The following is a 24,549-nucleotide window of genomic DNA, read 5'->3' as shown; positions in this document are numbered from 1 at the left end:
CGTTGCAGATGACATGGCCCGAGTCCCCGGACATGGTTGGCCCGCCCCACCTTGGTGAGCTCCATCTCCACATTGGGACATCTATGTCCTATTTTCGGTCAATCGTGCTATTTTTGATGCATGGCTGAACTGAAATCGCTCGACACCGGTGTGCGTTCGCGTACCCGGAAGGCGATCCTCGATGCCGCCACCGCCGTCCTGGCGACCAACCCCGCGGCGTCGTTGAGCGATATCGCCACCGCTGCGAACGTCGGCCGCAGCACGCTGCACCGCTACTTCGCCGAGCGCTCCGAGCTGATCCGCGCCGTCGCCCTGTACGTGCACGAGATATGTAACGCCGCCATCGACAAAGCCGAGCCGACCTGCGGCCCGCCGCTCGCAGCGCTGCGCCGCGTGGTCGAATCCCAACTGGACCTCGGCCCCATCGTGCCTTTCGTCTACAACGAGCCGACCATCGTCGCCGATCCGGAGCTGTCCGCGATCCTCGACACCGGCGACGAGGCGATAGCCGAAGTGCTGGCGCGGGTTTCGGCACGACCGCAGACCAGCCCACCGGAGTGGCCGCGCCTGGTTTTCTGGGCCCTGCTCGACGCCGGATACGAGGCACTGCGCCGGAACATCGCGCCGCGGGTCGAGATCGTCGACGCCATCATGGCCAGCCTGACGGCCGGCACCATCACCCCGGATCCATCCTGATCCGCCTGAGTTTGCTTTCACCTCAACAAGTTAGGTAACACCCATGTCCACCAGTCTCGTCACCAACGAGGTGACGAACCGGACACCGCAACGCCATTGGTGGGCGCTGGCAGTGCTGATGCTGCCCGTGCTGCTCATCTCCATCGACAACACGGTGCTGGCCTTCGCGCTGCCCAGCATCGCCGCAGAGTTCCGCCCGTCAGCCGCCACGCAGCTGTGGCTCGTCGACATCTATTCCCTGGTGCTGGCAACACTTTTGGTGACCATGGGCAGCCTCGGCGACCGGTTCGGCCGGCGCCGGCTGCTGCTCATCGGCGCCGTCGGGTTCGCCGTCATCTCGGCCGCCGCGGCGTTCGTGCCCAGCGCCGGCTACCTCGTGGCCGCTCGTGCCGCGCTCGGTGTCTTCGGCGCCATGCTGATGCCGTCGACGCTGTCGCTGATCCGCAACATCTTCACCGAAGCCACGTCGCGCCGGCTCGCCATCGCGGTCTGGGCGTCGTGCTTCGCGGCCGGCTCGGCCCTCGGCCCCATCGTTGGTGGCCTGCTGCTGCAGCACTTCCACTGGGGCGCGGTCTTCATGATCGCCGTGCCGATCCTGCTGCCGCTGCTGGTGCTGGCGCCCAAGCTGGTGCCTGAATCGCGGGACCCGAACCCGGGCCCGGTCGACGCGCTCAGCGTGCTGCTGTCGCTGGCGGCCATGCTGCCGGTGGTGTGGGCGATCAAGACCGCCGCGCACGACGGCATCTCGGCTCTGACGCTCGCCGCCGTCGCCCTCGGCATCGCCGCGGGCATCTGGTTCGTGCGTCGGCAGAACAGCAGTGCCACACCGATTCTCGACATGCGATTGTTCGGTCATGGCCCCTTCACGGCGTCGATCCTGGCCAACTTCCTGTCGATGGTCGGCCTCATCGGGTTCCTGTTCTTCGTCTCGCAGCACCTGCAGCTGGTACTCGGGCTCGACCCGCTGACCGCTGCGCTGGTCATGCTGCCGGGTGCGGCGGCCTCGACGATCGCGGGCATCGGCGTGGTGCGGCTGGCCAAGCGGTTCACGCCGCAGACGCTGATGGTGACCGGCCTGCTCCTGGTGGCCGCCGGCTTCCTGTTGATCCTGATGTTCCGCCACGACCTGACCATGGTCGGGGTCATCGTGTCGTTCACCGTGCTCGAGCTGGGTGTCGGTGTGTCGCAGACGATCTCGAACGACACCATCGTGGCGTCGGTGCCGCCCGAGAAGGCCGGCTCGGCGTCAGCGGTGTCGGAGACCGCTTACGAGTTGGGTGCGGTGATCGGCACCGCCGGGCTGGGCACCATGTTCACCGCGTTCTATCGCGCGAACGTCGAACTGCCCGGGGCACTTTCACCCGGTCAGTCGGCTGACGCCGGGGAGAGCATCGGCGGCGCCATCTCGGTCGCCCGGACCCTGCCGACCGAGCTCGGCAACCACCTGATGGAGTCGGCACGCGTCGCCTTCGATTCGGGGATCGGCGCCACCGCGGCGACTGCCGCGGTGCTGGCACTGGTCGCCGCAGCGATCGTCGCCGCCACCTTCCGCAGCCGGCAATAGTCGCTGAACGTACTGTGGCCCCAACGCCTTTCGGCGTTGGGGCCACAGTCCGCTGTTCGGCTACTTGCTGCTGCCGGTCTTGCCCTTGGGGGCCTTGGTGGCACCCTTGATCGCGTTGGTGATCGACTTCGCCACCTTTGACACGGGGTTCTGCGCCTTCTTGGTCTTGGGCGCACCGTCCTTGGGCGTCGTCACCTTGTCGGTGCCCTTGGCGTCAGCGCCCTTGGCATCGGCATCCTTGGTCGCACCCTTGGTGTCGGTGCCCGTGGCGTCAGCAGCCTTGGCGTCGGCGTCCTTCTTGTCGGCGTCCTTCGCGTCGGTGGCCTTGCCATCAGCGGCCTTGGCATCGGCTTCCTTGGTGGAGGTGTCCTTCGCCGAGGTGTCCTTCGCCGCGTCGGTGGCCGGCGCCGCCTCGGTCGAGGTCGCCGCAGTGGCCGTGGCCGCCTTCTTGGTCGTCGCCGGAGCCGGGTCTGCCGCCGAGGTGTCCGTCGCCGTCTTCGAGCTCTCGGCCGCCGTACCCGCCGCCAGCGCCGCAACCGGCGCTGCGGCCAGAGGAACGGTGACGCCTCCAGGAGCATTCGGGTTCACGTTCAGCGCCGTGATGATCCGATTCACGATGTACGGCACGGTGCCGGTTTCAAAATCCGTGACATTCTTCTGAATGTTCTGCACGAGGCTCACCACATTGTTGAGCACACCGTTGTAGATCGTGCCCGGATTCAGGGTGAGTACCGACTGCAGAATTCCCGTCACGCTCTTGACCACCTGCTGAACCACCGGCGTGGTGCCGAGGCACGGGCCGCACCCGATTCCGACAGTGGAGATCGCCAGGCCGGCGACCAATGCGGTGACCGAATCCAGCACCGCGGGCACCATTGCCTCCGCTACCGCCAACGGTTGCTGCAGGATGTTCTGCACCGGGCCGTTGATGCCGGTGATCAATTGCAAACCGCCGGGGAGCAGACCACCGACGAGCGAGTCGATGGCGCCGTTGACATTGAGGGTGCCGAGGTTCCCCAGCACATTGACGAGAGTGCCCGGTAACGCGCCACCGAGGGTGAACGTCGCGCCGGTGATGTTGCCGATCAACTGCATGCCCTGTTGCACGCCGTAGTTCGCATCGAGCACCACCTGGCGCACCAGCGGATTCACGCTGGTCTCCACCATGTAGCTGGTTTGCCCGACTGTCTCGGCGAGGGCGTTGTAGATGTTCCCGAGCGCCGTGATCGGGTTGACCAATGCCGTCAAGTGCACGTCGGATACCTGCACGTGAGGAACTGCCGGCAGGTGCGTTGCCGTTTGCGGCACCATCGGCGCCACAGCAATCACACTCGCCCCCGCGAGAGCAACGCCCGCAGTGAGATACGGCTTCATGGTGAGCTGCATTCGAATCCTCCCAGTTATCGCGACACCCGTGTGACGCAGAAACTTACCCCTAGTAAATGGGTGTTTTTGACGAACACACACATTTCCCAGCTAACCAGAATCGATCGATCGTAAAATTGTCAAATGCGTTAGATTGCTGTTCTGACAGGCAAGTTAGACGTGCTACAGAATCAGCAAATTTCGCCAGTCAGACCGCCCAAATTCGAATGGACCACGTCGTCGCCACTTCACAGCAGGACGAGACCCACGTCACACCCACAATTGAGTGACGGACCGCAAATGCGAGCCGTCGATAAATTGCGACTTCAGCAAATTTCGCTACGCATAATTTTCGCAAGCGTCATTCATAGCCGCGGGCAATATTCCGGGAACGCTCGACGCCGGCCCCGAGTCCACATACTGAGACGGTGCGTCGAGCCCTACGGCGTGGCGAAATTCAGGCAGCGGCAGTTTGCCGACGCTTGGCGATGCTGCCGGCAACGGACGTCGCCACGACGGTCAACAATGCGCCCAGAATCAGCGCCGACGGCTCCCCCGGACTCAGCAGGTGCTGCTGGGTACCCAACGTGGCAGCCGCCACCGGAACACCCAATTGCGCTGCCGCCAGGACCCCGAGCGACAGCGGTTGCCCGAACAGCCGGCCACTGAGATGCGCAAGCACCGCCCCCACGCCCAGCGCCACACCGAGCCCGATCAGATCCGGATGCTCCCCGAGTTCCCGCACCTGCAATGACGCGCCGAGCCAGACGAAGAACAACGGCGCGAAGAACCCCTCGGTGATGCCGAACAGTTGGCGCGCCAGCCGGCGGGGCTCGCCGACCGCCGAAAGGCACAGTCCCAGCGCAAAACCCGCGAGCATGATCGAGACGTGCGTCGACTTCGCCAGCGCCGCCAGGCCGAACAGCACGATCAGGCTGATCCTCAGTTCCAGCGCCAGGTGCCGGCTGTGCGAGTACTTGTGCATTCGCTTGAGCCATCCGCGCTTGGCTTCGTACTGCAGAAAGAAGTAGAGCAGGACCGCGCACGCGGCGATCGCCAGCGCCCCCACGGCCGCACGCGCAGCACCGGCCGGGTTGATGGCCAACGGCAACAACACAATCGACGCGGCGTCGGCGATCGCGATCTGGGCGGTAACGGACAGCACCGGAGGCCCCGTCAGACCCAGCGACTGGATGACGGGCAGCGCCAGCGCGGCCGACGACGAGGCCATGAGTACCGCATACAGCGGGGCGTGCCCAGTGCCGAAGAGATGCGCGATGACGACACCGAACACCGCCGCGAAGGCACCCACCACGATCGCCCGCAGCAGCGCTTTGGGCAGGTCCCCGCGCAATGACTGGTCGCGCACCGGCACATGCGTGCCGACGATGAACATCACCAGCGCAAACCCGATGTCTGCCAGCAGCACGAACGTCGGGTTGTCCGCGTCGACGATGCCGAACCCGGTCCGCCCCACGACGATTCCGGCCACGAGTTCGCCGACGATCACCGGCATCCGCAGCTTCGGCACCGCCGCCAGCAGCGGCCCCACCAGTCCAATGACGGCCAGCAGCGCCAGGGCATGGAATCCGAAATCGCCCATCGGTCAGCCGGTCAACGCCGTGGTCAGGACTGCCACGACACGAGCCGGCACGGAATGCCGGTGTTCTCGTCGGTCAGATAGCTGGCGCACACCCGGTGGTAGCCGTCGCCGATCTGCAATGGCGCCCCGCTGTGAACATCGCCGCGTACCAACAGAATCGGCGAGAGCTTCTTGCCGTCGCTGATCTTGCCCAGGTCGGCCCGCACATGGGCGTTCGCCTCCGGCAGCAACGGCAGTTGTGCCGCGCGCAGGATGTCTTTCGCTTTTCGCGTCGTCGTCTTCGCGGTCTTGAGCGCTGCGACCACCTTGGCCACCTCGTCCTTGGAGGCCAGCATGGTCAGGTAGTCGGCCGCCGCGTCGTAGTCATGATCCTCGGGATCGTCCAGCCACTTCACCGCCATCGCCACACCCTAATCGCGGCCGCGCCGGTGCGGGCTGAGCGCGGTGAACTCTCAGCGGACGGGCAGGCATCGACGTACATCACAGCCCAATCTGTTGCCTTCCGATAGTTTCCGATATATCGTTAATGCATCGGAGGCGCGCTAGGTGCCTCCCTCCCGAAAGCAGAACACATCTATGGACACCCCATTCACTCCACCTGGCCGCCCGTTCGACGGCGGCCCTTTCAATCACCCATCGCACGGCGGCGGCTTCGGTTTCGCGCCCGGCGATCGTTCACCGTTCGTCGGCCCCGCTGACCGGCGCGCCCGGCACGACGAGCGCCGCGCAACCCGCAGGGACATGCGCGAACAGTTCCGTGACCACGTGCGGGAACACCGCGGCGAGGGCGGCCCCGGCTTTGGCTTCGGCCCGGGCTTCGGCGGCCCCGGATTCGGTTTTGGTCCCGGCTTCGGCCCCGGCTTCGGCGCGGGTCCCTTCGGACCGGGCGGTCCCCGCGGACGACGTCATGGCGGCCGAGGACGTCCCAGTGGCCGCAGCCGGCGTGGCGACGTTCGCGCCGCCATCCTCAAGCTGCTCACCGAGCGGCCGATGCACGGCTACGAGATGACCCAGGAAATCGCCGCACGCAGCGACGGCCTGTGGAAGCCCAGCCCGGGCTCGATCTACCCCACCCTTCAGCTCCTGGAGGACGAGGGTCTGATCAAGCCCGCCGAAAGTCATGGCAGCAAAAAGACTTTCGAGCTGACCGACGACGGCCGCACGGCCGCCGACGCGATCGAGACCGCCCCCTGGGAAGAGATCACCGAGGGTGCCGATCCCGCCGCCATGAACCTGCGCAACGCGCTCGGCCAGTTGTTCGGCGCGGTCGCTCAGTCGGTGCATTCCGCGAATGCCGAACAGCAGCAACGCATCCTGGACATCGTCAACAACGCCCGCCGCGAGATCTATCAGATTCTCGGCGAGTCCGACTAGCGTTAGCCTGGCTACATGACGACGTACGCGCTCGGTCAGTACCAGGTCCACCGGGTCGGATTCGGGGCCATGCAGCTGCCCGGGCCCGGCGTCTTCGGTCCACCACGCGACCGTGACCGGGCGATCGCCGTGCTGCGACGCGCGGTGGAGCTCGGCGTCAATCACATCGACACCGCGCAGTTCTATGGCCCCGATGTGGCCAACCAGCTGATCCGCGAGGCCCTGCACCCTTATCCGCAGGGCCTCGCTCTGGTCAGCAAGGTCGGCGCCCGCCGCGACCAGACCGGCAACTGGTTACCGGCACAACAGCCCGACGAACTGCGGGCTGCCATCGAGCAGAACCTGGCGACCCTCGGCACAGACCGGCTGGCAGCGGTGAATCTGCGGGTGATGAGCCCCGACGGCGATGCCAGTGCACCGGGCGAGGTCGACCGAGAACTGTTCGACCGCCAGCTCACCACCATGATCGCCGCCCGCGACGAGGGGCTGATCGACGGCATCGGCCTGAGCAGTGCCTCGCTCGAACACCTGGAGCTCGCGCTGCAGCGCACCGACATCGCGTGCGTGCAGAACGCCTACAACCTGCTCGACCGCTCCTCGCAGCCGGTGCTGGACGCCTGCGCCGCGCGCGGCATCGCGTTCGTCCCGTTCTTTCCGCTGGGATCGGCGTTCAATCCGGAGAATCCCGTGCTCGGCCACCCCGAAATACGCCAGGCCGCAGGCGAACTCGGCCGCACTCCCGCACAGGTCGCGTTGGCCTGGACGCTGGCTGCGGCACCCAACATGTTGCTGATCCCCGGCACGTCCTCTGTCGCGCACCTGGAGGAGAACCTCGCGGTGGCCGACATCGAGGTACCCGCCTCGCTGACAGCCTCGCTCGGATGAACGCCGACATCGATCGCATGCCGCGCGGCGGTCCGCGCGCGTCATGCCTCGATCGGGCGTTGCAGACCGACCTGCCCGAGTATCTCGACCGCGACGACGTCGACCCCGCCGTCAAGCGCAGCGTGGTCCGCGCTCTGGAGCTCACCGGCAACTGGTTCGGCCTCCATGAGCGCTTCGCCCACATCGCGATGGAAGAGGTCGCCGACATCCCGGACCCGCGCATCCTCGAGCTCGGAGCCGGCCACGGCGGGCTGTCGAAGAAGGTGCTGGAGATGCACCCCACAGCAACCCTGACGGTCACTGATCTGGAGCCGGATTCGGTTGCCGCCATCACCGCAGGGGACCTGGGTTCCGATCCGCGGGTGACGGTGCGCGCCGTGGATGCGACGGCCATCGACGCGGCCGACAGTGCTTACGCCCTGGCCGTTTTCGCGTTGTCGTTCCATCATCTGCCCCCGTCCGCCGCTGTCCGGGTGCTCGCCGAGGGCACCCGGGTGGCGGACAAGTTGCTCATCATCGACCTGCCCCGGCCGCCGGCTCCACTGCACGTGATGCGGCTGGCCGCCATGCTCCCGCTGGCCCCGTTCGTGCCGTTCGTGCATGACGGCGTCATCAGCTCGCTGCGGGCCTACAGCCCGGCCGCGCTGCGGGCGCTGGCCGATCGAGCCGGCGTCGACATCGAGTTGCGCGGCGGCCTGTGCGCGCCACAGATCGCCATCGCCACCCGCCGGTAGGTCCGCGTACGTTGGAACCCATGACGGACTCCTCCAACGAAGTGATGGACTGGGACAGCGCATATCGCGAAGAAGCCGGATTCGATGGGCCGCCGCCGTGGAACATCGGCGAACCGCAGCCCGAACTGGCGGCGCTGATCGCCGCCGGCCAGGTCACCGGCGAGGTACTCGACGCCGGCTGCGGCTACGCCGAACTGTCACTCGCGCTGGCTGCGGACGGTTACACCGTGGTCGGCATCGAACTCACGCCCACGGCAGTGGCTGCAGCGAAAAAAGCTGCCGCCGAACGGAATCTGACCAACGCCACGTTCGTCCAGGACGACATCACGTCGTTCACCGGGTTCGACGGCCGGTTCGACACCATCATGGATTCGACGTTGTTCCACTCCATCCCGGTGGAGGGCCGCGACGGTTATCAGCAGTCCGTGTTCCGTGCCGCCGCGCCGGGCGCCAAGTACTTCATCCTGGTCTTCGCCAAGGGCGCGTTCCCGGCCGAAGCCGAGATGAAGCCGAACGAGGTCACCGAGGACGAGCTGCGTGCGGCCGTCGGCAAGTACTGGGCGATCGACGAGATTCGCCCGGCGTTCATCCACGCGGGCATGGTGGCACCCCCGTCGGTCCCCGGACAGCCGCCGCTGCAGATGCCGCCGCACGCCCTCGACGAGAAGGGCCGCATGAAGATGCCGGCGTTCCTGCTCACGGCACACAAGGCCTGAGCGTCAGGTCGACGCGGCAGTCAGCGCACCGGCGAAGGACTCCAGTTCTTCGCCGGTGACGTCGACGTGCGGCGATACCCGCAGCACCGGAATCTTCATCTCGTGCGGGGCCCGATCGATCCCTGCCACAGTCGTGACGATGCCGTGGTCGGCAATCAGTTTGGCGCGCACGGCATTCGGGTCGGCGCCGCGCGTCGGCTCCAACGTGGTGATGGCCGTGGGCTCATCGACATTCTCGACCACCCGCCAACCCGGCAGGGCCGCCAGCGCGGTCCGCGTGAGCCGACCCACCTCGGCCAACCGCGCCCGCACCAGTTCCGGCCCGGCCACCAGATGTTCCTCGAGCGCCGTTGAAAAGGCCACGCGGGCAGCCACATTGGCTTCGCCGAGGTCCAGCCGCTTCAGCACCGGCAACGGCGTCCCCCATTCCGGCAGCGGGATGCGCGGCCGAAGCCGGTGCGACACAGACGAACTGATCACCAGCACACCGACCCCGCGCGGCCCGGCCAGCCACTTACGCGACGATGCGTAGATGACGTCGGGTGACACCACGCAGTCCAGATGGCCCAGCGCCTGTGCCGCGTCCACAGCCACCGGCACGCCGATCGCGTGACACGCCAGCACGAACTCGGACAACGGCTGTGCCACGCCGCGGTGACTGCCGAGCGCCGTCAGATGGGCCAGGGCCGGCGGATCGCTCTGCAAGAGCGCGACTGCCACCTCGACGTCGAGCCGCCCTTGTTCGTCGACCGGTAGCTCGCGGACGGTGAACCCGTTGGCTTCCATCACCACCAGGTTGGGGCCGTACTCGCCCGGCAGGCAGGCAATGGTCTTCTCGCCATCCCAACTGCTGAGCAGCAGATTGAGTGCATTGGACGACCCGGTGGTGAACACGACGTCACCGGCGGACATCCCGGTCAGCGCGGCCACCGCAGCCCGCCCGGCTTGCAGGACGGGTTCCGCGGATTCGGCTGCGACATAACCGCCGACCTGCGCTTCCAGTCTGGCGTGCTGGGCGGCGGCGTCGATGACGGCGAAGCTCTGCCGCGAGCAGGCGGCGTTGTCGAAATGCAGGCCAAGCGGTTTGGGCCGGGCGGCACGCCACAGGCGCGCGACGGTGGGATCGGCCCCGCTCACGTCCGCAGGTCCGGCTTGACCGCCAGTGACAGCCCGAAGTCCCCGGCAGGGTCGGTCCACCAGTCGGTCTGTTGCAGCCCGGCGGCCGCCAACTCGGCCGCGACGCCCTCGGGGCGGAACTTGCACGACACCTCGGTCAACATCTCCTCACCCGCCTCGAACTCCACCGAGAGACCCAACTCGCGTATCTGAATCCGTTGCGCGGCAACGGACCTCAGCCACATCTCGATACGCTCGTACTCGGTGTTCCATCGTGCCACATGTTCGAAGCCGTCGAGATCGAAATCAGCGTCCAGCTCCCGGTTCACCACTGCCAGGACATTGCGGTTGAACTGCGCGGTGACCCCGGCGCTGTCGTCGTAGGCCGCGACCAATCGGGTGGTGTCCTTCACCAGGTCGGTGCCGAGCAGCAGTGTGTCGCCCGGTCGCATCGCCTCGGCGAGGCTCGCGAGGAACTCCGCCCGCGGACCGGCCGTCAAGTTACCGATCGTCGACCCGAGGAACACGATCAGCCGGCGGCCCACGACGGGCAGCTCGCCCAGGTGCTGCTCGAAATCGCCTCGCACCCCGCTGATCTCGACACCGTCATACTCGTCGGACAGCTGGGTGAGTGCCGCGCTGAGCACGTTCTCGTCGACGTCGAACGCCACGAATCGGCGCAGCGCGGCGGCGTCCCGGAAGGCATCGAGCAGGATGCGCGTCTTTTCCGAGGTCCCACTGCCCAGCTCGACCAGCGTGTCCGCACCGGATGCCGACACGATCGCACCGGCCGCCTCATGCAGGATGTGCGCCTCGGTGCGCGTCGGGTAGTACTCGGGCAGCCGGGTGATCTGATCGAAGAGGTCACTGCCGACGGCATCGTAGAACCACTTGGGCGGCAAGGATTTCGGCGACTGCGACAGGCCGTCACGGACATCGCGCCGCAGTGCACGAGGTGCCCAGTCGGCGGCGAGATGGTTGGTCAGCAGCGGTGCCGTCTTGCTCGGTGTCATTGTGGTCCTCTCCAGTTCATGCCAGTGCCGTCACCTCGACACCGGCGGCCGTCACCTCGACGAGGTGACGGTCCGGGATGTCCTGCCAGTCCGGGTGGTCGTCATAGGGCTCGCTGGCCAGCACCACGCCATCGGGTCGGCGCAACACCGACAGCGTGTCGCCCCACACGGTGGCCAGCATCCGAAAACCGTTGGCCACCAGGATGTTCAGCCGCGCCGACGGGTCGGACTCCCCGACCTTGCGCACGGTGTCCGCCAGGTTGTCCAGTCCCTCGGCGAAGATGTGGGCGGCCAGGATCGCGCTGTCCACCGTCGATTCGGCGGACCGTGACACCGGCAGCACCGCCCGGTCGACGACGCCGTTGTGCGACAGCAGCCACTCGCCGTCGGTGAACGGCGCCGACGCCGACGGCTCGATGGGCATCCCGACCGTGGCCGAGCGGACCGCGGCCACCACACACCCGCTGCGCAACGCCGGCGCCACCGATGCCAGTGACGCATCGCCCCACAGGGGCGCGGCACTGCGCCAGCGGCGCGGTGTCGCGCCATCGAAGAACCCGACGCCCCAGCCATCGGCGTTGAGCAGCCCGTGCTTCTGCCGCCGAGGCGAATAGGACTGCACCAGCAGGCCGTTCGCAGGTTCCAGGATCAGTGACGACACCGAGACGGGGTCGCCGAGCCAGCCCAGGTGACGACACATCAGCTGTCCACCGACCAGGCCAGCCGCACGCCGGAGAAAATCTGCCGCCGGATCGGGTGGTCCCAGTTGCGGAAGCTGGGCCGCAGGATGTCGCCCGCCACCGCCCAGGAACCCCCGCGCAGGACCCGGTAGTCACCGCTGCCGGTGCCTTCGAAGAACGGCTGCGAGTACCGGTCGTAGATCATCGGGGTGAATCCCGGCCAGGGCCGCAGCGCAGAGGTGGTCCACTCCCATACGTCGCCCAACATCTGCTCGACACCGTAGGCCGACGCGCTGTCCGGGTATGCCCCCACCGGCGCCGGGCGCAGCGCGGCGCCGTCGAGATTGGCCCGGAGCGAATCGGGTTCGCTTGCACCCCAGGGATATCGGCGCCGCGCGCCCGCCGCGGGATCCCAGACGCAGGCCTTCTCCCATTCGACCTCGGTGGGCAGCCGCGCACCGGCCCAGGCGGCGTAGGCCTCGGCTTCGTAGAAGCTGACATGCTGCACGGGTTCGCCGGCGGGCAGTTCCTCGACATGCCCGAACCGGACTCGCGTGGTGCCGTCGGCACTCCAGAACTGTGGCGCGACCAGGCCCGCCTGCTGCCGATGCTCCCAGCCGGCGACGGACCACCAGCGCGCCTGTCGATAGCCACCGTCGGCGACGAACTCGCGCCATTCGGCGTTGGTGACCGGCACCCGGCCGATCCGGAACGACGGCACATCGACGACGTGCGCGGGTCCCTCGTTGTCGAGCGCGAAGGGCTCGTCGGATGCGTCGACACCGAGCATGAACGGTCCGCCGGGCACCAGCACCGACGTGCCCGCTACCCCTGCGCGCCCCTGCGGCAAGACGGCGCCCGGCCCCAACAGCGGTGGGCCGCTGCGCAGATTCAGGGCCTGCAGCATGGTCTCGTCGTGCTGATTCTCGTGGCTGATGACCAGGGCGAATGGAAATTCGGCGCCGGCCTCGTCGGGCAGCTGGTCAAGGGCGTCAAGGGCTTTGGACCGGATGGTGCGACAGAAGGCGCGCGCATCGGTCGGCGGTAGCAGCGGCAGGGACACCCTGCTGGCGCGAGAATGCACGAACGCGTCGTACAGGCTGTCGACGTCCGGCGGCAGCAGCCCGGGGCGATTCGAGTCGCCGCCGCGCAGTAGCCACAGTTCCTCCTGCTGGCCGATGTGCGCGAGATCCCACACCAGCGGGCTCATCAGCGGGTCGTACTGGCGCAGCAGTTCGGCATCGTCGAACTCGACGAGGGCCAGAGTCCGGTCCCGGGCTCGGGTCAGCCCTCGGGCCAACAGCTCGCGCGTACTCACACCCCACCTTTCAGCCGGTCATCAAGTGCCAACCCGGTGATCGCCGAATCGATTCCGTGCGCGACGACCCGGTCCGCGAAATCGTCGGCCGCACTACGCCCCTGCGTCACCTGCCGCAGCAGCCGGTCCATCGAGCCCGCCACGTCAGCCGGCGCAACCTCGGCAGCCGCTTGCACGCACCGCACCGCCGCGGCCCGCAGCCGCGGATCAGCCAACCCCACCCGCGCCGCCTGATCCCACGCGGTGGCCACCGATTCGGTTGCCTCCCAAGCGATCTGCGACAGCCTGGCATCGTCGAGCAAGGACACCAGGGTGAACACCACTGCCGGCCACAGGTCGTCGGACAGGGCGTCGAGGTAGCGGATCTCCAGCCAGCGCCGCGGCCGAACCGGCGGGAACAGCGTCGTCAGGTGGTAGTCCAGGTCGGCCTCGGTCGGCCGGCGCCCGCCCAGCAGCGTGCGCCCGTCCGCCCAGTCCGCGAACGGCACCCATTCGGTGACCGGTTCCGCCTCGGGCGTGTGCACGAGCATCACCGGCGCTTTGAGCGCATAGCGCGCCCAGTCGCTGGCGGGATCGTCACCGCTGGCGCCGAGGATCGGCCCGCAGCGTGCGGTGTCCAGCTGTCCCCAGATCCGCTGGCGCGTGCTCTGCCATCCGGTGAACTCGCCGCCCAGCATGGGCGAACTCGCCGACACGGCGATCGTGGTCGGGCCCAGGGCGTGGGCCAGCCGGACGCGGTCAGCCCAACCGTCACGCGGGCCCGCGTCGATATTGATCTGCAGCGAGGCGGTCGAGGTCATCATCGCCGCCCCGGCCGCACCCGTCCCGCCGGCCGCGAAGAACGCCTCCATGGCCCGATAGCGACCGCCGGGGTTCACCCGGGCTTGCGGACGGAGCGGGTCCACGCCGAGCGGCAGCAAGCCCAGTCCGCGGCGCCGCAACGATTCCCGCAGCACGGTCTGATCGGCCTGCATGGCCGCGATCGCGGCCCCGGCGCCGTCCAGCGGCGGCCCCGACAGTTCGATGGCGCCGCCGGGTTCCATGGTGATCACGCTGCCGCCGGGCAACTGCGGAACGGCTGCCACGGCTTCGCTCAGTTCATCCCACCCCGGCCGCCGCGTCACGTCGGACAGTTCGAAGCAGTGCGCCTCGATTTCGAGGCCGACGCGGCCCACCGGCCCGTCCCGCAAGCACCCGCCGCCGGCCAGCAAGGCGGCGCCGTACGCGCTGGACAACTCGGGGTATTCGGCGTGCGGTCGACGCACGGCGGTAGCGGTGCCCATCTGAACATCCCCTTCCGAGATCCGGGTCGACCCCCGCATCCGTTGGTTGGTGTTCCCTAGTGTTCGTCCGACGATGCCATGAGGTACCGACAAAAATCTGCGCAATATCTCTGCGCGGCCTGACTCGCCTCGGCCACCGTCATTGCCCAAGGGCGTTCTGCATGGCCCCGGCCAGTACGTTGACCGCAGGACCGGCGTTGCCGGATTGGCAGACTTTCGCCTGCAGCAGAACGTTCTCCCGCAGCCGGGTCTGCACGAAACAGCGCCGATCGGTGTCTGCCTCCTGCTTGACCCAGGCGGCGTCGGTCGGGCCGGCCGGTGCGCCCGCGAAGCTCCAGACCTCGGTCCGGCCGTCCTCGAGGTGCATCGCGGTGGTCTGCCCCGAGCATCCGACGGTCCGGTCGACGACCCGGTGGAACGCGCGTGCGGCGGCCTCGGACGTGGCGAAGACGCCCACCGCCTGCTTGGCCGAGTGCCTGTCGTCGGTGGCCGTCGTCTGCGCCACGGCTCCGTTGAACGACGCCAGGTCGGGGTCGCCGTACACCTCGGGCAGCCCGATGTCGCCCCAGTTGTTGCACACCGGGAGGTCGACGAAGAAGCCCTGGTACGGCGCGGTGAAGGTGGACTCCCAGCCCATCGGGGCGCCGACCACATTGCCGACCGAGCCCTTGCCGAGGACCGCGTACGACACCACGCCGGGGTCCGACGGTCTGGCCGCCGCGGCCGGCGCCAGGGCGAGTGCAGCGGTGACGCAGGCTGTGAACCAGATCGGGCGCGCAGTCATGGTTTCGATGATGCCAGTCACCGGCAGCGCGCCCGAACGCACGACAGGCCGCACCCTGATCGGGCACGGCCTGTCGCTTGATGCAGGCTGAGGTCAGCGACCGGGCTGGGCCGGGCCGGACTGGCCGGGGCCCTGTCCGCCGGGGCCGCCGGGGCCCTGTCCGCCGGGGCCCTGCCAGCCTCCGCTGGGTCCCTGCCAGCCGGGGCCACCGGGGAACATCGGATGCCACATGCCACCACCGCGCGGCCCGTCGTGCCCCTCGCGGAATTCCGACATGTCATGGCCGCGGTGGTGCTTGTGCCAGCCGTGGTGGCCACCGCCGGAGTGCGCGCCGAGGATGAAGCCGGAGAAGAAGATCGTCGCGACGATGAACACGATGCCGGCGACGATGCCGACCCAAGCCAGCACCTTGTTGAGCTTGCTCGGCTTGTGCTCGGCGGGCGGCGCGGCCACTGCGGTGGCCGTTGCTACAGGCGGGAACGAGTCCGTCGGGGTATCCGGCGTCTCTGGCGTTTCTTTAGGGGTTTCGTCACTCATGTCATCGATGATCCGTCCGTCAACCACTGCAGTGGCTGGGTTGCGCGTAAGAATCAGCTATGAGGCTCGAGGCGCGGTAGCGTGGGCTGTGTACCGGAGCGTCGGCCGGGCTTTGGGGGCCGGCCGAAGCTCCGATATCAGAACGCGGCAGAAAAGGTGCGATGTCCAGAACCACCGTGCGCGCCGCGGCCCTCGCCTGCGGCACCGCGTTGCTGCTGACCCTCACCCCGGCGTGCACCAGACAGTCGACGGTGCTCACCGGGCCGGCTCCGACGGCGTCGCCGACGGCGGCCTCGCACGCGCCGCCCGCAGGGCCTTCGACGACGACCCGGAGCAAGTCCGGGCTGCCCGTCTGCCAGCTGTCGTCGCTGCCGGCCGAGGCCGGGAGCACCGTCGACCTGATCCACCGTGGAGGGCCGTTCCCGTACTCGCGCGACGGCATCGTGTTCGGCAATTTCGAACGTCGGCTGCCCAACCAGCAGCGCGGTTACTACCACGAGTACACCGTGCCGACTCCAGGTGCGAAGACTCGCGGTGCCCGGCGCGTCATCACCGGCGGTGAACCGCCGGCCAACCCACCGGAGTTCTACTACACCGGCGATCACTACGAGACGTTCTGCCAGATCGGAGGAGCGTGAAGACCTTCACCGTGCGGGGTGCGCGGATCCATTCCCGCGCAGACCTTTTCACCGAGCTGGGCCACGCGGTCAACGGCACCGATGGCTATTTCGGCAGCAATCTCGACGCGCTGGCCGACTGTCTCGGCGGCGGCTTCGGCACCCCGGACGACGAGCCGTTCCGTTTCGTGCTGACCGACAGCTCAAAAGCCAAGAAGGCCTTGGATTCCCGCACGTGGACCGGGCTGCTCGACGTGTTCGACAGCGCCGGAATCGACTTGGTGCTGCGCTGACGCCTGCCTACGGCTTCACCGGATTCACCGCGAACTGGATGACGCGGTACGGCGCGGTGTCGCGCGGCTTGGTGTTCCACTGGCTGACCAGGATGCGCAGTTCGTCGAGCGTCGAGCCCGGCGAGATGTAGCCGCCGTACGGCTGGGCCAGCTGATTGTCTTGCGGCACAGGAAGTTCGTCGGCCTGCTCCGGCCAGCCGCCGGCGACGACGACGGTCGTGACCGGTGCGGCGCCGAGCTCGGTCGGCGCATTCGCGACCCGGACCTCCATGTTGCCGGTGCTGCTGTTGAAGTAGGACAGCACCGTCTTGCCGTCGACCTGCTTCATGCTCATCTCACCGATCAGATTGCCCCACAACGGGGTTGGGGGCTTGCCCCAGCCGGCGGCGGCGGACCAGCCCTGCCAGCTGGACCGGTCGGTGAACGACTGCGGCGTGGCCCGGTACAGGAAGGGCGCGCTGCTGCGGTCAAAGTTGTTGGCGACGATGTACACCCAGCCGCGCGGCGAGTCGGCAGTGGGCACCGGGTCGTAGTAGCCCGTGATCTGGCTCTGCGCTCCCCCGGCGTAGCCGGCCGGCCGCACGGACCCCGGCACCGTCGGCCAGGACCCCCGCGCCGGGTCGGCCTTGACCAGCCGTGAACTCGCCGGCTTCAGGTCGCGCGTGGTGGTGATCAACAGGTAGTTCTCCCGGTTGATGCTGACCACCCCGGCCGGAAGTTGAGATGTACCAGGAACTTTGGGGTCGGCCAGCAGCGGTTTGTCGACGCCCATGACGCCGCGGTACCGAAGTCCGTCGGGTGAGTTGATGGAGTCGGTCTCGACGTGCAGCGCGACGGGCGCAAACCAGCCGCCGAATCCGACGCCCTGTCCCGCGAAGCTGTCGCCGCAGATCTGCAGGATGCCGCTGGGGAACTCCATGAACTCGCACAGATCGGTCGCCCCGATGCCGTAATCGGCTGTCGGTGTACCGGTTCCGGCCACCGGACCGATGCGCGTCACCTCGCCGACCGTCAGCGGTTTGAGCACCGGAGTCGGCACCGGCGCAGGCGGATCAGCCTGCGCCGCAGCGACCCCGAACGCCGCCAGCAACGTCGAGATCGACGCAATGGCCGCGAGCGCGCGCAAGATCAGCGTGCAGCGAGCAGTTCGGCGATCTGAACGGTGTTGAGCGCCGCGCCCTTTCGCAGGTTGTCACCCGAGACGAACAGCGCGAGGCCACGACCGTCGGGCACGCCCGGGTCCTGGCGGATACGGCCCACCAGCGAGTCGTCGGCACCGGCGGCAGCCAGCGGCGTCGGCACGTCGACCAGCGAAACACCGGCCGCGTCGGCCAGCAGCTCGCGGGCCCGCTCCACCGAAATCGGCCGGGCGAATTCGGCATTGATCGACAGCGAGTGCCCGGTGAACACCGGCACGCGTACGCAGGTGCCGCTGACCAGAAGCTCCGGGATGCCGAGGATCTTGCGGCTCTCGTTGCGCAGCTTCTGATCCTCGTCGGTCTCGCCCGAGCCGTCATCGACGAGCGAACCGGCCAGCGGGATGACGTTGAAGGCAATGGGCGCAACGTATTTCACGGGTGCCGGGAACGCCAGCGCGGATCCGTCGTGCACCAACTGCTCGGCACCGGAGATCACGGCGCGCGCCTGCGAGGCCAGTTCGTCGACCCCGGCCAGCCCTGAACCGGACACGGCCTGGTAGCTCGACACGATGAGTCGGGTCAGGCCGGCCTCGTCGTGCAGCGGCTTGAGCACCGGCATGGCGGCCATGGTGGTGCAGTTCGGGTTGGCGATGATGCCCTTGGCGAGCTGCTTGCCGCGAACGTCGCGGTCGAAGTTGACCTCCGAAACCACCAGCGGCACATCGGGATCCTTGCGCCATGCCGACGAGTTGTCGACGACGATGGCTCCGGCGGCGGCGAACCGCGGCGCCTGCACCCGCGACATGGTCGCGCCTGCGGAGAACAGGGCGATGTCCAGACCCGACGGGTCGGCGGTCTCGCTGTTCTCGACCTCGATCTCCTGGCCGCGGAACGTCAGCTTCTTGCCCTCGGACCGCGCCGAGGCGAAGAACCGCACGGAACTCGCCGGAAAGTCGCGCTCCTCGAGGAGTCTGCGCATGACCTGGCCGACCTGGCCGGTCGCGCCCACCACACCGATGTTCACCATGACTAACGCCCTGTCCCGCCGTACACGACGGCCTCTTCTTCGCCGGCGAAGCCGAAGGCCTCGTGCAGCGCCGCGACGGCCTTGTCCAGCTCAGTGTCCTTGACCAGCACCGAGATTCGAATCTCGGAGGTGGAGATGAGGTCGATGTTGACGCCGACCTCGGCCAGCGTCTCGCAGAACTTGGCGGTGACGCCGGGGTGGCTGCGCATGCCGGCGCCGACCAGCGACACCTTGCCGATGTGATCGTCGTAGAGCACCTGCGAGAAACCGATCTCGTCCTTGAGCGAGGTCAGCTTCTCGACGGCGCCCGGGCCGTTCTCGCGCGAACAGGTGAAGGTGATGTCGGTCTTGCCGTCCTCCACCTTCGAGATGTTCTGCAGGACCATGTCGATGTTCACGTCGGCATCAGCGACCGCACGGAACACCTTGGCGGCATATCCCGGAACGTCGGGGACGCCGACAACGGTGACCTTCGCCTCGCTGCGGTCGTGGGCGACTCCGGTGAGGATTGCGTCTTCCATGGGGATGTCCTCGATCGATCCTTTGACAATGGTGCCGGTCTTGTCGGAGTACGACGACCGGACATGAATCGGAACGTTGTAGCGGCGGGCGTACTCCACGCAACGCAGCATCAACACTTTGGCACCGCAGGCCGCCATCTCCAGCATCTCCTCGAAGGAGACGGTGTCCAGGCGACGGGCATTCGGCACGATGCGCGGGTCGGCGGTGAAGATGCCGTCGACGTCGGTGTAAATCTCGCAGACGTCGGCGTTCAGCGCGGCGGCCAGCGCCACGGCGGTGGTGTCCGAGCCACCGCGGCCCAGCGTGGTGACGTCCTTGCTGTCCTGGCTGACACCCTGGAAGCCGGCGACCAGCACGATCTGGCCGTCGTCGAGGGCGTCGCGCAGGCGGCCCGGGGTGACGTCGATGATCTTCGCGTTGCCGTGCGTACCGGTGGTGATCACGCCGGCCTGCGAACCGGTGAACGACCGGGCCTGCGCGCCGAGGGACTCGATGGCCATGGCGACCAGCGCGTTCGAGATGCGCTCACCCGCGGTGAGCAGCATGTCCATCTCCCGAGCGGGTGGCGCCGGGGAGACCTGGCGGGCCAGATCCAGCAGATCATCGGTGGTGTCGCCCATGGCCGAGACCACGACGACAACGTCATTGCCGGCCTTCTTGGTTTCGACGATCCGCTCGGCGACTCGACGGATCCGCTCGGCGTTCGACACCGAGGATCCGCCGTACTTCTGGACGACGAGCGCCACTGTTCGCGTTTCCTTCTCTGAATTGGCAGCAAGCATTCGCATCAATGCTGCTCCAAGGATAAGGGAGGGCCGAAGCCAATTTTGTTGCCCGGTCGTCTGCCGGACCTGCAACGCGCGAGACGTTCGTCACTCTCGCCCGCGTCAGAAGAGGTCGGTCAGCTTCCGCTGCGCCGGGCAGGCGTCGCTCAGCGCCTTCATCTGATCGGTGATCTGCACGTTGATCGCCGACAGCTGGTAGGCCTCGGTCGGCGCGGGAGCGCCGGGCGCCCGGCCCTGCGCGGCGATCCGGTAGGAGTCCAGCGCCGAGGCGAACTGCGACGCCAGCGTCGCCAACTGCACCGCGTTGGCCGCGACCTTGTCGCCGGTCACCTTCTGCGCCCGCTCAGCCATGCCGTCGGCCCAGGCCCGGTAGGCCGTCTCTTCGGCGATGGTCGGGACCCCGCCCGAGTTCTTGTCGATCTTCGACTCGATCTGCACGGCCTGGGCCTTGTTGTAATCGAGCATGTCGCGCACCGGTTTGCACTCCGGAGTCGGCCCACGGAACTCGGTCTGCCACACCACCAGGCCGATGACGACGGCGAGCGCGACCGCGATGCCGATCTTCCAGCTGCGGTCCAGGCTCAACAACCATCTCGTCAACACGGTCGAACTGTATCGGCACAGCCACCACCGTGCCCATTACGCCTGGCCAGGAGCTTGATCCCGGACAGCGCGACCGGGTTTTGGCGAACTACTGGACGGGAGTAAACTCGCCAGTGATGTTTATCGCGCGGGTGCTCCTCCTCGGACGCCGCGACGGGGTCTGATCCGACCGGCCTCCCGTCGCGGGGGTTTGAGATGCGCCGGTCCTGACCTTCCAGGTCCCATCCAGACAGACCGGAGCAAAAAACCGTGACCACTTACTCCCCCGATTCATCTGCCGACTCCTTCTCGTCGGTACGCGCCATCAGCACCCCGTCCGGCCCGCGCCGCGAAGGCCAGCCGTCCTGGAACACCCAGCGCAACTCGTCGATGCCCGTCAGCCGGTACCGCTCGTTCGCCGACGAGGTCGAGAACATCAAGCTGCCCGACCGCACCTGGCCCGACAAGGTCGCCACCGTCGCACCCGGTTGGTGCGCGGTCGACCTGCGCGACGGCAACCAGGCCCTGATCGACCCGATGAGCCCGGAGCGCAAGCGCCGGATGTTCGACCTGCTGGTCCGCATGGGCTACAAGGAGATCGAGGTCGGCTTCCCATCGGCCAGCCAGACCGACTTCGACTTCGTCCGCGAGATCGTCGAGCAGGGCGCGATCCCCGAGGACGTCACCATCCAGGTGCTGACGCAGTGCCGGCCCGAGCTGATCGAGCGCACCTTCGAGGCGTGCGCCGGCGCCCCCCGCGTCATCGTGCACTTCTACAACTCGACGTCGATCCTGCAGCGCCGTGTGGTGTTCCGCGCGGATCGCGAGGCCGTCAAGAAGATCGCCACCGACGGCGCGAAGCTGTGCGTCGCGGAGGCCAAGAAGTACCCGGGCACGCTGTGGCGGTTCGAGTACTCGCCCGAGTCGTACACCGGCACCGAGCTGGAGTACGCCGTCGAGGTCTGCAACGCGGTCGCCGAGATCGTGCAGCCCACTCCCGACTGGCCGCTGATCGTCAACCTGCCGGCGACCGTCGAGATGGCCACGCCCAACGTCTACGCCGACTCGATCGAGTGGATGAACCGGCACCTGGCGCCGCGCGACTCGATCATCCTGAGCCTGCACCCGCACAACGACCGCGGCGAGGGCGTCGCGGCCGCTGAGCTGGGCTACCTGGCCGGTGCCGACCGCATCGAGGGCTGCCTGTTCGGCAATGGCGAGCGCACCGGCAACGTCTGCCTGGTGACGCTGGGCCTGAACCTGTTCAGCCGCGGCGTCGACCCGCAGATCGATTTCTCCAACATCGACGAGATTCGTCGCACGGTCGAGTACTGCAACCAGCTGCCGGTGGCCGAGCGGCACCCGTACGGCGGTGACCTGGTCTACACGGCGTTCTCGGGCAGCCACCAGGACGCCATCAACAAGGGCCTGGACCAGATGAAGATCGACGCCGACGAGGCCGATCAGGACATCGACGACATCCTGTGGCAGGTGCCCTACCTGCCCATCGACCCGAAGGACGTCGGCCGCACGTACGAAGCCGTCATCCGGGTGAACTCGCAGTCCGGCAAGGGCGGCGTCGCCTACATCATGAAGGCCGATCACGGGCTGGTGCTGCCGCGCCGGCTGCAGATGGAGTTCAGCCAGGCCATCCAGAAGATCACCGACGGCGAGGGCGGCGAGGTCTCCCCGAAGGTCATGTGGGACGTCTTCAACGAGGAGTACCTGGCGCCCATCACGCCGCTGGAGCGCATGCGGCAGAAGGTCGACGCGGCCGAAGAGGACGGCGGCACCGACACCATCACCGCCATCGTCAAGATCGACGGGGAAGAGCGCGAGATCGTCGGCGCCGGTAACGGACCGCTGGCGGCCTTCACCGATGCGCTGGGCGCCGTCGGCTTCCACGTCAACGTGCTGGACTACTCGGAGCACGCCATGTCGGCCGGCGAGGAAGCGCAGGCCGCGGCCTATGTCGAGGCATCGATCGGCGGCAAGACGGTGTGGGGCGTCGGCATCGCGCCGTCGATCACCACGGCGTCGCTGCGGGCCGTCGTCTCGGCCGTGAACCGGGCCGCACGCGGCTAACCGAAGACCGTCGTCAACATCCGCTCTATCAGACCGGCCGGGTCTTCACGACCCGGCTGGTCCGCGGTGAAGGTCAGGTTGCTGTAGGCCAGACCGTTGAGTAGCCGGGCGAGTTCACCGACCTGTTCGTCGGAGGGCTCCAGGCCTGCCGCTTCGAGGATGATCCGCGCGAATCGCAGTGCGCCCGATTGCATTTCGGCGATCAACGGCCTGAGTTCGGGGCGTCGCACGCCTTCGTTGAACAGTTCGTAGCGCGCCAACTGCCGACGTCCGTTGGCGCCGCCGAGCTCGGTGACCATGGTCGTCATCATCGTGGCCAGGGTGTCGCGGGTGAGTCGGCCGAGGCCCGCCTGCAGCGTGCCGACGTACTGCCATTGCAGGTCGACGATGCGCTGCGCCGTCGCTTCGAGAAGCGCGCTGCGCGTGCGGAAGTAGTTGGACGTGGTGCCGGATGGCTCACCGGATCTGTCGTCGACGGCACGGTGGGTCAGTCCGCCGACGCCGGCGTCGCCCAGCACCTCGATGGCGGCATCGAGAAGCCGGGCGCGCCGTTCAGGGTTGGGAGCCATTGGTTAGTTCTTGTACCGCACCCGCCACAGCATCGCCAAAAACATCGGGTAGACGGCGCACAGCAGCAGATAGCTGAACCACGGCCCGGCCATCCCGACGTAGAACGAGACGTCCTTCATGACCAGCAGCACGTATAGGTGCAGCGGGACGCTCAGGCTGATGTAGGCGATGGCGGCCGTCACCGCGATCATGTGCGGCCGGTTCACGAACACCATGCGCCGTCGGGTCAGGATGCCGGTGACCGCGGCAAAGGTCATCGGCACGAGCAGGATCGCGTCGGTGAGCGGTGTCATGGCGTACTGCAGCGTGGCCTCGTCACCGCAGATGACGCGGTACAGGTGCAGGCAGACGCCCATGGCGATGGTCAGCATCGCCGCTTCGCGGAAGAAGTAGCCGCGGTGATGGCAGACCTGCCGAAATGATCGATGTACTACATCGGTAGTGGTTGTCATACGCCGACGTTATCACTACGAACGTAGTGGTTACAAGAGTGAGTTGCCGCCGGCCGTCAGGCCGGTGCGCCCGGCGCCTCGGCCACCCGGAGTACCCGGGCGCACCAGCTGACCGCCTGTTCCGCAAAGTCGTGTGCGGTAACGGTTTTCGTCTCGTCGAGGAGCCGCTCATTGATCAGGGTGGCCACCCCGCCGACGCAGAACAGCGCCGCGTCGAAGCTCTCCTGGTCGGCGTCGCGGTCGGGCAGCAGCAAAGCCAGGATTGCGGCGGCCACGCGGTGTTGCGCGATCCGGATGTGCGCGGCCACCGATTCGATGTGCCGGGCATCGGTCAGGAAGATTCGGACCGCCAGTGGGTCGCTCTCGGCGTGCTCGATGAATCCCGCCAGGCCGAGCGTCAGCCGGGTCTGCACGGTCGCCGACGCGGGCGCGCTCCCGCCGGCCAGCATCGCGGCGAAAGGTCCCTCCAACACGTCGTCGATCACCGCGCCGATGAGCGCGGCCAACCCCGCGAACTGCTCATAGAAGTAGCGGTCGGTCAATTTGGCGCGCGCCGCGACGGCCCGGACGCTCAGGGCCGACAGTCCGCCCTCGCGCCACAGCGCTTCGGCCGCGTCCAGCAGCAGCCGTCGCCGATCGGCCCGCCGCTGCTCCGCGGACCTGCCGGAGTACTTACGCTCCGGCGCGCTGCCCGATCCGTTGTCAGCCATCTGGTGCAACCCCTCCCCCCGACTGGCTCATGATGTCAAAATCCGAGGAAGGAAGACGTACTCCCGTTTCAAACACCGTCTTCTGGCAACATTACCGAC

At 67.6% G+C, this 24,549-nt stretch carries 26 protein-coding genes; 9 read left to right on the top strand and 17 right to left on the bottom strand.

Annotation, left to right across the window (positions count from 1 at the left end):
• Positions 1-120 precede the first annotated feature (120 nt).
• Positions 121-696 carry a TetR/AcrR family transcriptional regulator gene (locus A7G45_RS08650; RefSeq protein WP_043985015.1) on the top strand — a complete coding sequence of 192 codons (576 nt, stop codon included), beginning with the start codon at positions 121-123 and terminating at the stop codon, positions 694-696.
• A gap of 43 nt (positions 697-739) precedes the next feature.
• On the top strand, positions 740-2,260 hold the full coding sequence (gene lfrA / locus A7G45_RS08645) for an efflux MFS transporter LfrA (protein ID WP_260935839.1): 1,521 nt from the start codon (positions 740-742) through the stop codon (positions 2,258-2,260).
• A gap of 60 nt (positions 2,261-2,320) precedes the next feature.
• Here the strand turns inward: lfrA and A7G45_RS08640 are convergent, their stop codons facing one another.
• The 3 genes from A7G45_RS08640 to A7G45_RS08630 all read right to left on the bottom strand — a co-directional run bounded on the left by A7G45_RS08640 (position 2,321) and on the right by A7G45_RS08630 (position 5,629).
• Positions 2,321-3,646, bottom strand: coding sequence for a hypothetical protein (locus tag A7G45_RS08640; RefSeq protein WP_260935837.1), 1,326 nt, complete (start codon positions 3,644-3,646; stop codon positions 2,321-2,323).
• Positions 3,647-4,082: 436 nt separating this feature from the next.
• Complete coding sequence (locus tag A7G45_RS08635; protein ID WP_260935834.1) at positions 4,083-5,228, bottom strand: cation:proton antiporter; 1,146 nt, start codon at positions 5,226-5,228, stop codon at positions 4,083-4,085.
• A gap of 23 nt (positions 5,229-5,251) precedes the next feature.
• Positions 5,252-5,629, bottom strand: coding sequence for a hypothetical protein (locus A7G45_RS08630; protein WP_260935831.1), 378 nt, complete (start codon positions 5,627-5,629; stop codon positions 5,252-5,254).
• 175 nt (positions 5,630-5,804) lie between these two features.
• Here A7G45_RS08630 and A7G45_RS08625 point away from each other — a divergent pair, with 175 nt between their 5' ends.
• From A7G45_RS08625 to A7G45_RS08610, 4 genes are read left to right on the top strand one after another with little or no spacing between them, the layout of a single operon-like run.
• Positions 5,805-6,602, top strand: a complete 798-nt coding sequence (locus A7G45_RS08625) for a PadR family transcriptional regulator (protein WP_043985010.1) — start codon at positions 5,805-5,807, stop codon at positions 6,600-6,602.
• Between the two features lie 15 nt (positions 6,603-6,617).
• The gene (locus A7G45_RS08620; protein ID WP_260935828.1) at positions 6,618-7,487 is read left to right on the top strand and encodes an oxidoreductase; all 870 of its coding nucleotides are present in this window, start codon (positions 6,618-6,620) and stop codon (positions 7,485-7,487) included.
• The gene (locus A7G45_RS08615) at positions 7,484-8,221 is read left to right on the top strand and encodes a class I SAM-dependent methyltransferase (protein WP_260935825.1); all 738 of its coding nucleotides are present in this window, start codon (positions 7,484-7,486) and stop codon (positions 8,219-8,221) included. The genes A7G45_RS08620 and A7G45_RS08615 overlap by 4 nt, the downstream gene beginning before the upstream one ends.
• 20 nt (positions 8,222-8,241) lie before the next feature.
• Positions 8,242-8,937, top strand: coding sequence for a class I SAM-dependent methyltransferase (locus tag A7G45_RS08610; RefSeq protein ID WP_260935822.1), 696 nt, complete (start codon positions 8,242-8,244; stop codon positions 8,935-8,937).
• Positions 8,938-8,940: 3 nt separating this feature from the next.
• Here A7G45_RS08610 and egtE read toward each other — a convergent pair whose 3' ends face one another.
• From egtE to A7G45_RS08575, 7 genes are all read right to left on the bottom strand, one after another.
• The gene (egtE, locus tag A7G45_RS08605; RefSeq protein ID WP_260935819.1) at positions 8,941-10,074 is read right to left on the bottom strand and encodes an ergothioneine biosynthesis PLP-dependent enzyme EgtE; all 1,134 of its coding nucleotides are present in this window, start codon (positions 10,072-10,074) and stop codon (positions 8,941-8,943) included.
• The gene (gene egtD / locus A7G45_RS08600; protein ID WP_260935817.1) at positions 10,071-11,066 is read right to left on the bottom strand and encodes an L-histidine N(alpha)-methyltransferase; all 996 of its coding nucleotides are present in this window, start codon (positions 11,064-11,066) and stop codon (positions 10,071-10,073) included. The genes egtE and egtD overlap by 4 nt, the downstream gene beginning before the upstream one ends.
• Positions 11,067-11,082: 16 nt before the next feature.
• Positions 11,083-11,766 carry an ergothioneine biosynthesis protein EgtC gene (gene egtC / locus A7G45_RS08595; RefSeq protein WP_260935813.1) on the bottom strand — a complete coding sequence of 228 codons (684 nt, stop codon included), beginning with the start codon at positions 11,764-11,766 and terminating at the stop codon, positions 11,083-11,085.
• On the bottom strand, positions 11,766-13,064 hold the full coding sequence (egtB, locus tag A7G45_RS08590) for an ergothioneine biosynthesis protein EgtB (RefSeq protein WP_260935808.1): 1,299 nt from the start codon (positions 13,062-13,064) through the stop codon (positions 11,766-11,768). Before egtB ends, egtC begins: the two co-directional genes overlap by 1 nt.
• Positions 13,061-14,347 (bottom strand): ergothioneine biosynthesis glutamate--cysteine ligase EgtA, encoded by a 1,287-nt coding sequence (egtA, locus tag A7G45_RS08585; protein ID WP_260935806.1) that lies wholly within the window; start codon positions 14,345-14,347, stop codon positions 13,061-13,063. The genes egtB and egtA overlap by 4 nt, the downstream gene beginning before the upstream one ends.
• Positions 14,348-14,486: 139 nt before the next feature.
• A complete protein-coding gene (locus A7G45_RS08580) occupies positions 14,487-15,131 on the bottom strand; it encodes a sensor domain-containing protein (protein WP_260935803.1) in 645 nt (214 codons plus the stop codon).
• A gap of 93 nt (positions 15,132-15,224) precedes the next feature.
• A complete protein-coding gene (locus A7G45_RS08575) occupies positions 15,225-15,668 on the bottom strand; it encodes a hypothetical protein (protein WP_260935800.1) in 444 nt (147 codons plus the stop codon).
• 251 nt (positions 15,669-15,919) lie between these two features.
• Between A7G45_RS08575 and A7G45_RS08570 the strand changes: the two genes are divergently transcribed.
• Positions 15,920-16,306, top strand: coding sequence for a guanyl-specific ribonuclease (locus A7G45_RS08570; protein WP_377042072.1), 387 nt, complete (start codon positions 15,920-15,922; stop codon positions 16,304-16,306).
• Complete coding sequence (locus tag A7G45_RS08565) at positions 16,303-16,578, top strand: barstar family protein (protein WP_260935794.1); 276 nt, start codon at positions 16,303-16,305, stop codon at positions 16,576-16,578. Before A7G45_RS08570 ends, A7G45_RS08565 begins: the two co-directional genes overlap by 4 nt.
• A 7-nt stretch (positions 16,579-16,585) precedes the next feature.
• On the opposite strand, the gene A7G45_RS08560 is transcribed toward A7G45_RS08565, so the two are convergent.
• The 4 genes from A7G45_RS08560 to A7G45_RS08545 form a co-directional block, all read right to left on the bottom strand.
• Positions 16,586-17,677, bottom strand: a complete 1,092-nt coding sequence (locus A7G45_RS08560) for a DUF4185 domain-containing protein (protein WP_377042071.1) — start codon at positions 17,675-17,677, stop codon at positions 16,586-16,588.
• Between the two features lie 29 nt (positions 17,678-17,706).
• Positions 17,707-18,744, bottom strand: a complete 1,038-nt coding sequence (locus tag A7G45_RS08555) for an aspartate-semialdehyde dehydrogenase (protein WP_260935793.1) — start codon at positions 18,742-18,744, stop codon at positions 17,707-17,709.
• A gap of 2 nt (positions 18,745-18,746) precedes the next feature.
• Positions 18,747-20,012 (bottom strand): aspartate kinase, encoded by a 1,266-nt coding sequence (locus A7G45_RS08550; RefSeq protein WP_260935790.1) that lies wholly within the window; start codon positions 20,010-20,012, stop codon positions 18,747-18,749.
• Positions 20,013-20,153: 141 nt separating this feature from the next.
• Positions 20,154-20,654, bottom strand: a complete 501-nt coding sequence (locus A7G45_RS08545; RefSeq protein ID WP_260935787.1) for a hypothetical protein — start codon at positions 20,652-20,654, stop codon at positions 20,154-20,156.
• Between the two features lie 249 nt (positions 20,655-20,903).
• On the opposite strand from A7G45_RS08545, the gene leuA reads away from it, so the two are divergent.
• Positions 20,904-22,718, top strand: a complete 1,815-nt coding sequence (leuA, locus tag A7G45_RS08540; RefSeq protein WP_260935784.1) for a 2-isopropylmalate synthase — start codon at positions 20,904-20,906, stop codon at positions 22,716-22,718.
• Here leuA and A7G45_RS08535 read toward each other — a convergent pair.
• From A7G45_RS08535 to A7G45_RS08525, 3 genes are read right to left on the bottom strand one after another with little or no spacing between them, the layout of a single operon-like run.
• On the bottom strand, positions 22,715-23,287 hold the full coding sequence (locus tag A7G45_RS08535; RefSeq protein ID WP_260935782.1) for a TetR/AcrR family transcriptional regulator: 573 nt from the start codon (positions 23,285-23,287) through the stop codon (positions 22,715-22,717). The genes leuA and A7G45_RS08535 overlap by 4 nt on opposite strands.
• 3 nt (positions 23,288-23,290) lie before the next feature.
• Positions 23,291-23,740 carry a hypothetical protein gene (locus tag A7G45_RS08530; protein WP_260935778.1) on the bottom strand — a complete coding sequence of 150 codons (450 nt, stop codon included), beginning with the start codon at positions 23,738-23,740 and terminating at the stop codon, positions 23,291-23,293.
• 56 nt (positions 23,741-23,796) lie between these two features.
• Positions 23,797-24,450 carry a TetR/AcrR family transcriptional regulator gene (locus tag A7G45_RS08525; RefSeq protein WP_260935775.1) on the bottom strand — a complete coding sequence of 218 codons (654 nt, stop codon included), beginning with the start codon at positions 24,448-24,450 and terminating at the stop codon, positions 23,797-23,799.
• Positions 24,451-24,549 lie beyond the last annotated feature (99 nt).

The sequence above is a fragment of the Mycolicibacterium llatzerense genome (assembly GCF_025331195.1).
GTDB classification, from domain to species: Bacteria; Actinomycetota; Actinomycetes; order Mycobacteriales; family Mycobacteriaceae; genus Mycobacterium; species Mycobacterium llatzerense.
The sequence above is the reverse complement of the archived record's forward strand: the minus strand, read 5'-3'. Positions and strand labels throughout refer to the sequence as shown.

Coding starts and splice junctions, on each gene's coding strand:
- A7G45_RS08650 (WP_043985015.1), top strand. CDS start 121: ATGGCTGAACTGAAATCGCTCGACACCGGTGTGCGTTCGCGTACCCGG.
- lfrA (WP_260935839.1), top strand. CDS start 740: ATGTCCACCAGTCTCGTCACCAACGAGGTGACGAACCGGACACCGCAA.
- A7G45_RS08640 (WP_260935837.1), bottom strand. CDS start 3,646: ATGCAGCTCACCATGAAGCCGTATCTCACTGCGGGCGTTGCTCTCGCG.
- A7G45_RS08635 (WP_260935834.1), bottom strand. CDS start 5,228: ATGGGCGATTTCGGATTCCATGCCCTGGCGCTGCTGGCCGTCATTGGA.
- A7G45_RS08630 (WP_260935831.1), bottom strand. CDS start 5,629: ATGGCGGTGAAGTGGCTGGACGATCCCGAGGATCATGACTACGACGCG.
- A7G45_RS08625 (WP_043985010.1), top strand. CDS start 5,805: ATGGACACCCCATTCACTCCACCTGGCCGCCCGTTCGACGGCGGCCCT.
- A7G45_RS08620 (WP_260935828.1), top strand. CDS start 6,618: ATGACGACGTACGCGCTCGGTCAGTACCAGGTCCACCGGGTCGGATTC.
- A7G45_RS08615 (WP_260935825.1), top strand. CDS start 7,484: ATGAACGCCGACATCGATCGCATGCCGCGCGGCGGTCCGCGCGCGTCA.
- A7G45_RS08610 (WP_260935822.1), top strand. CDS start 8,242: ATGACGGACTCCTCCAACGAAGTGATGGACTGGGACAGCGCATATCGC.
- egtD (WP_260935817.1), bottom strand. CDS start 11,066: ATGACACCGAGCAAGACGGCACCGCTGCTGACCAACCATCTCGCCGCC.
- egtC (WP_260935813.1), bottom strand. CDS start 11,766: ATGTGTCGTCACCTGGGCTGGCTCGGCGACCCCGTCTCGGTGTCGTCA.
- egtA (WP_260935806.1), bottom strand. CDS start 14,347: ATGGGCACCGCTACCGCCGTGCGTCGACCGCACGCCGAATACCCCGAG.
- A7G45_RS08580 (WP_260935803.1), bottom strand. CDS start 15,131: ATGACTGCGCGCCCGATCTGGTTCACAGCCTGCGTCACCGCTGCACTC.
- A7G45_RS08575 (WP_260935800.1), bottom strand. CDS start 15,668: ATGAGTGACGAAACCCCTAAAGAAACGCCAGAGACGCCGGATACCCCG.
- A7G45_RS08555 (WP_260935793.1), bottom strand. CDS start 18,744: ATGGTGAACATCGGTGTGGTGGGCGCGACCGGCCAGGTCGGCCAGGTC.
- A7G45_RS08535 (WP_260935782.1), bottom strand. CDS start 23,287: ATGGCTCCCAACCCTGAACGGCGCGCCCGGCTTCTCGATGCCGCCATC.
- A7G45_RS08530 (WP_260935778.1), bottom strand. CDS start 23,740: ATGACAACCACTACCGATGTAGTACATCGATCATTTCGGCAGGTCTGC.
- A7G45_RS08525 (WP_260935775.1), bottom strand. CDS start 24,450: ATGGCTGACAACGGATCGGGCAGCGCGCCGGAGCGTAAGTACTCCGGC.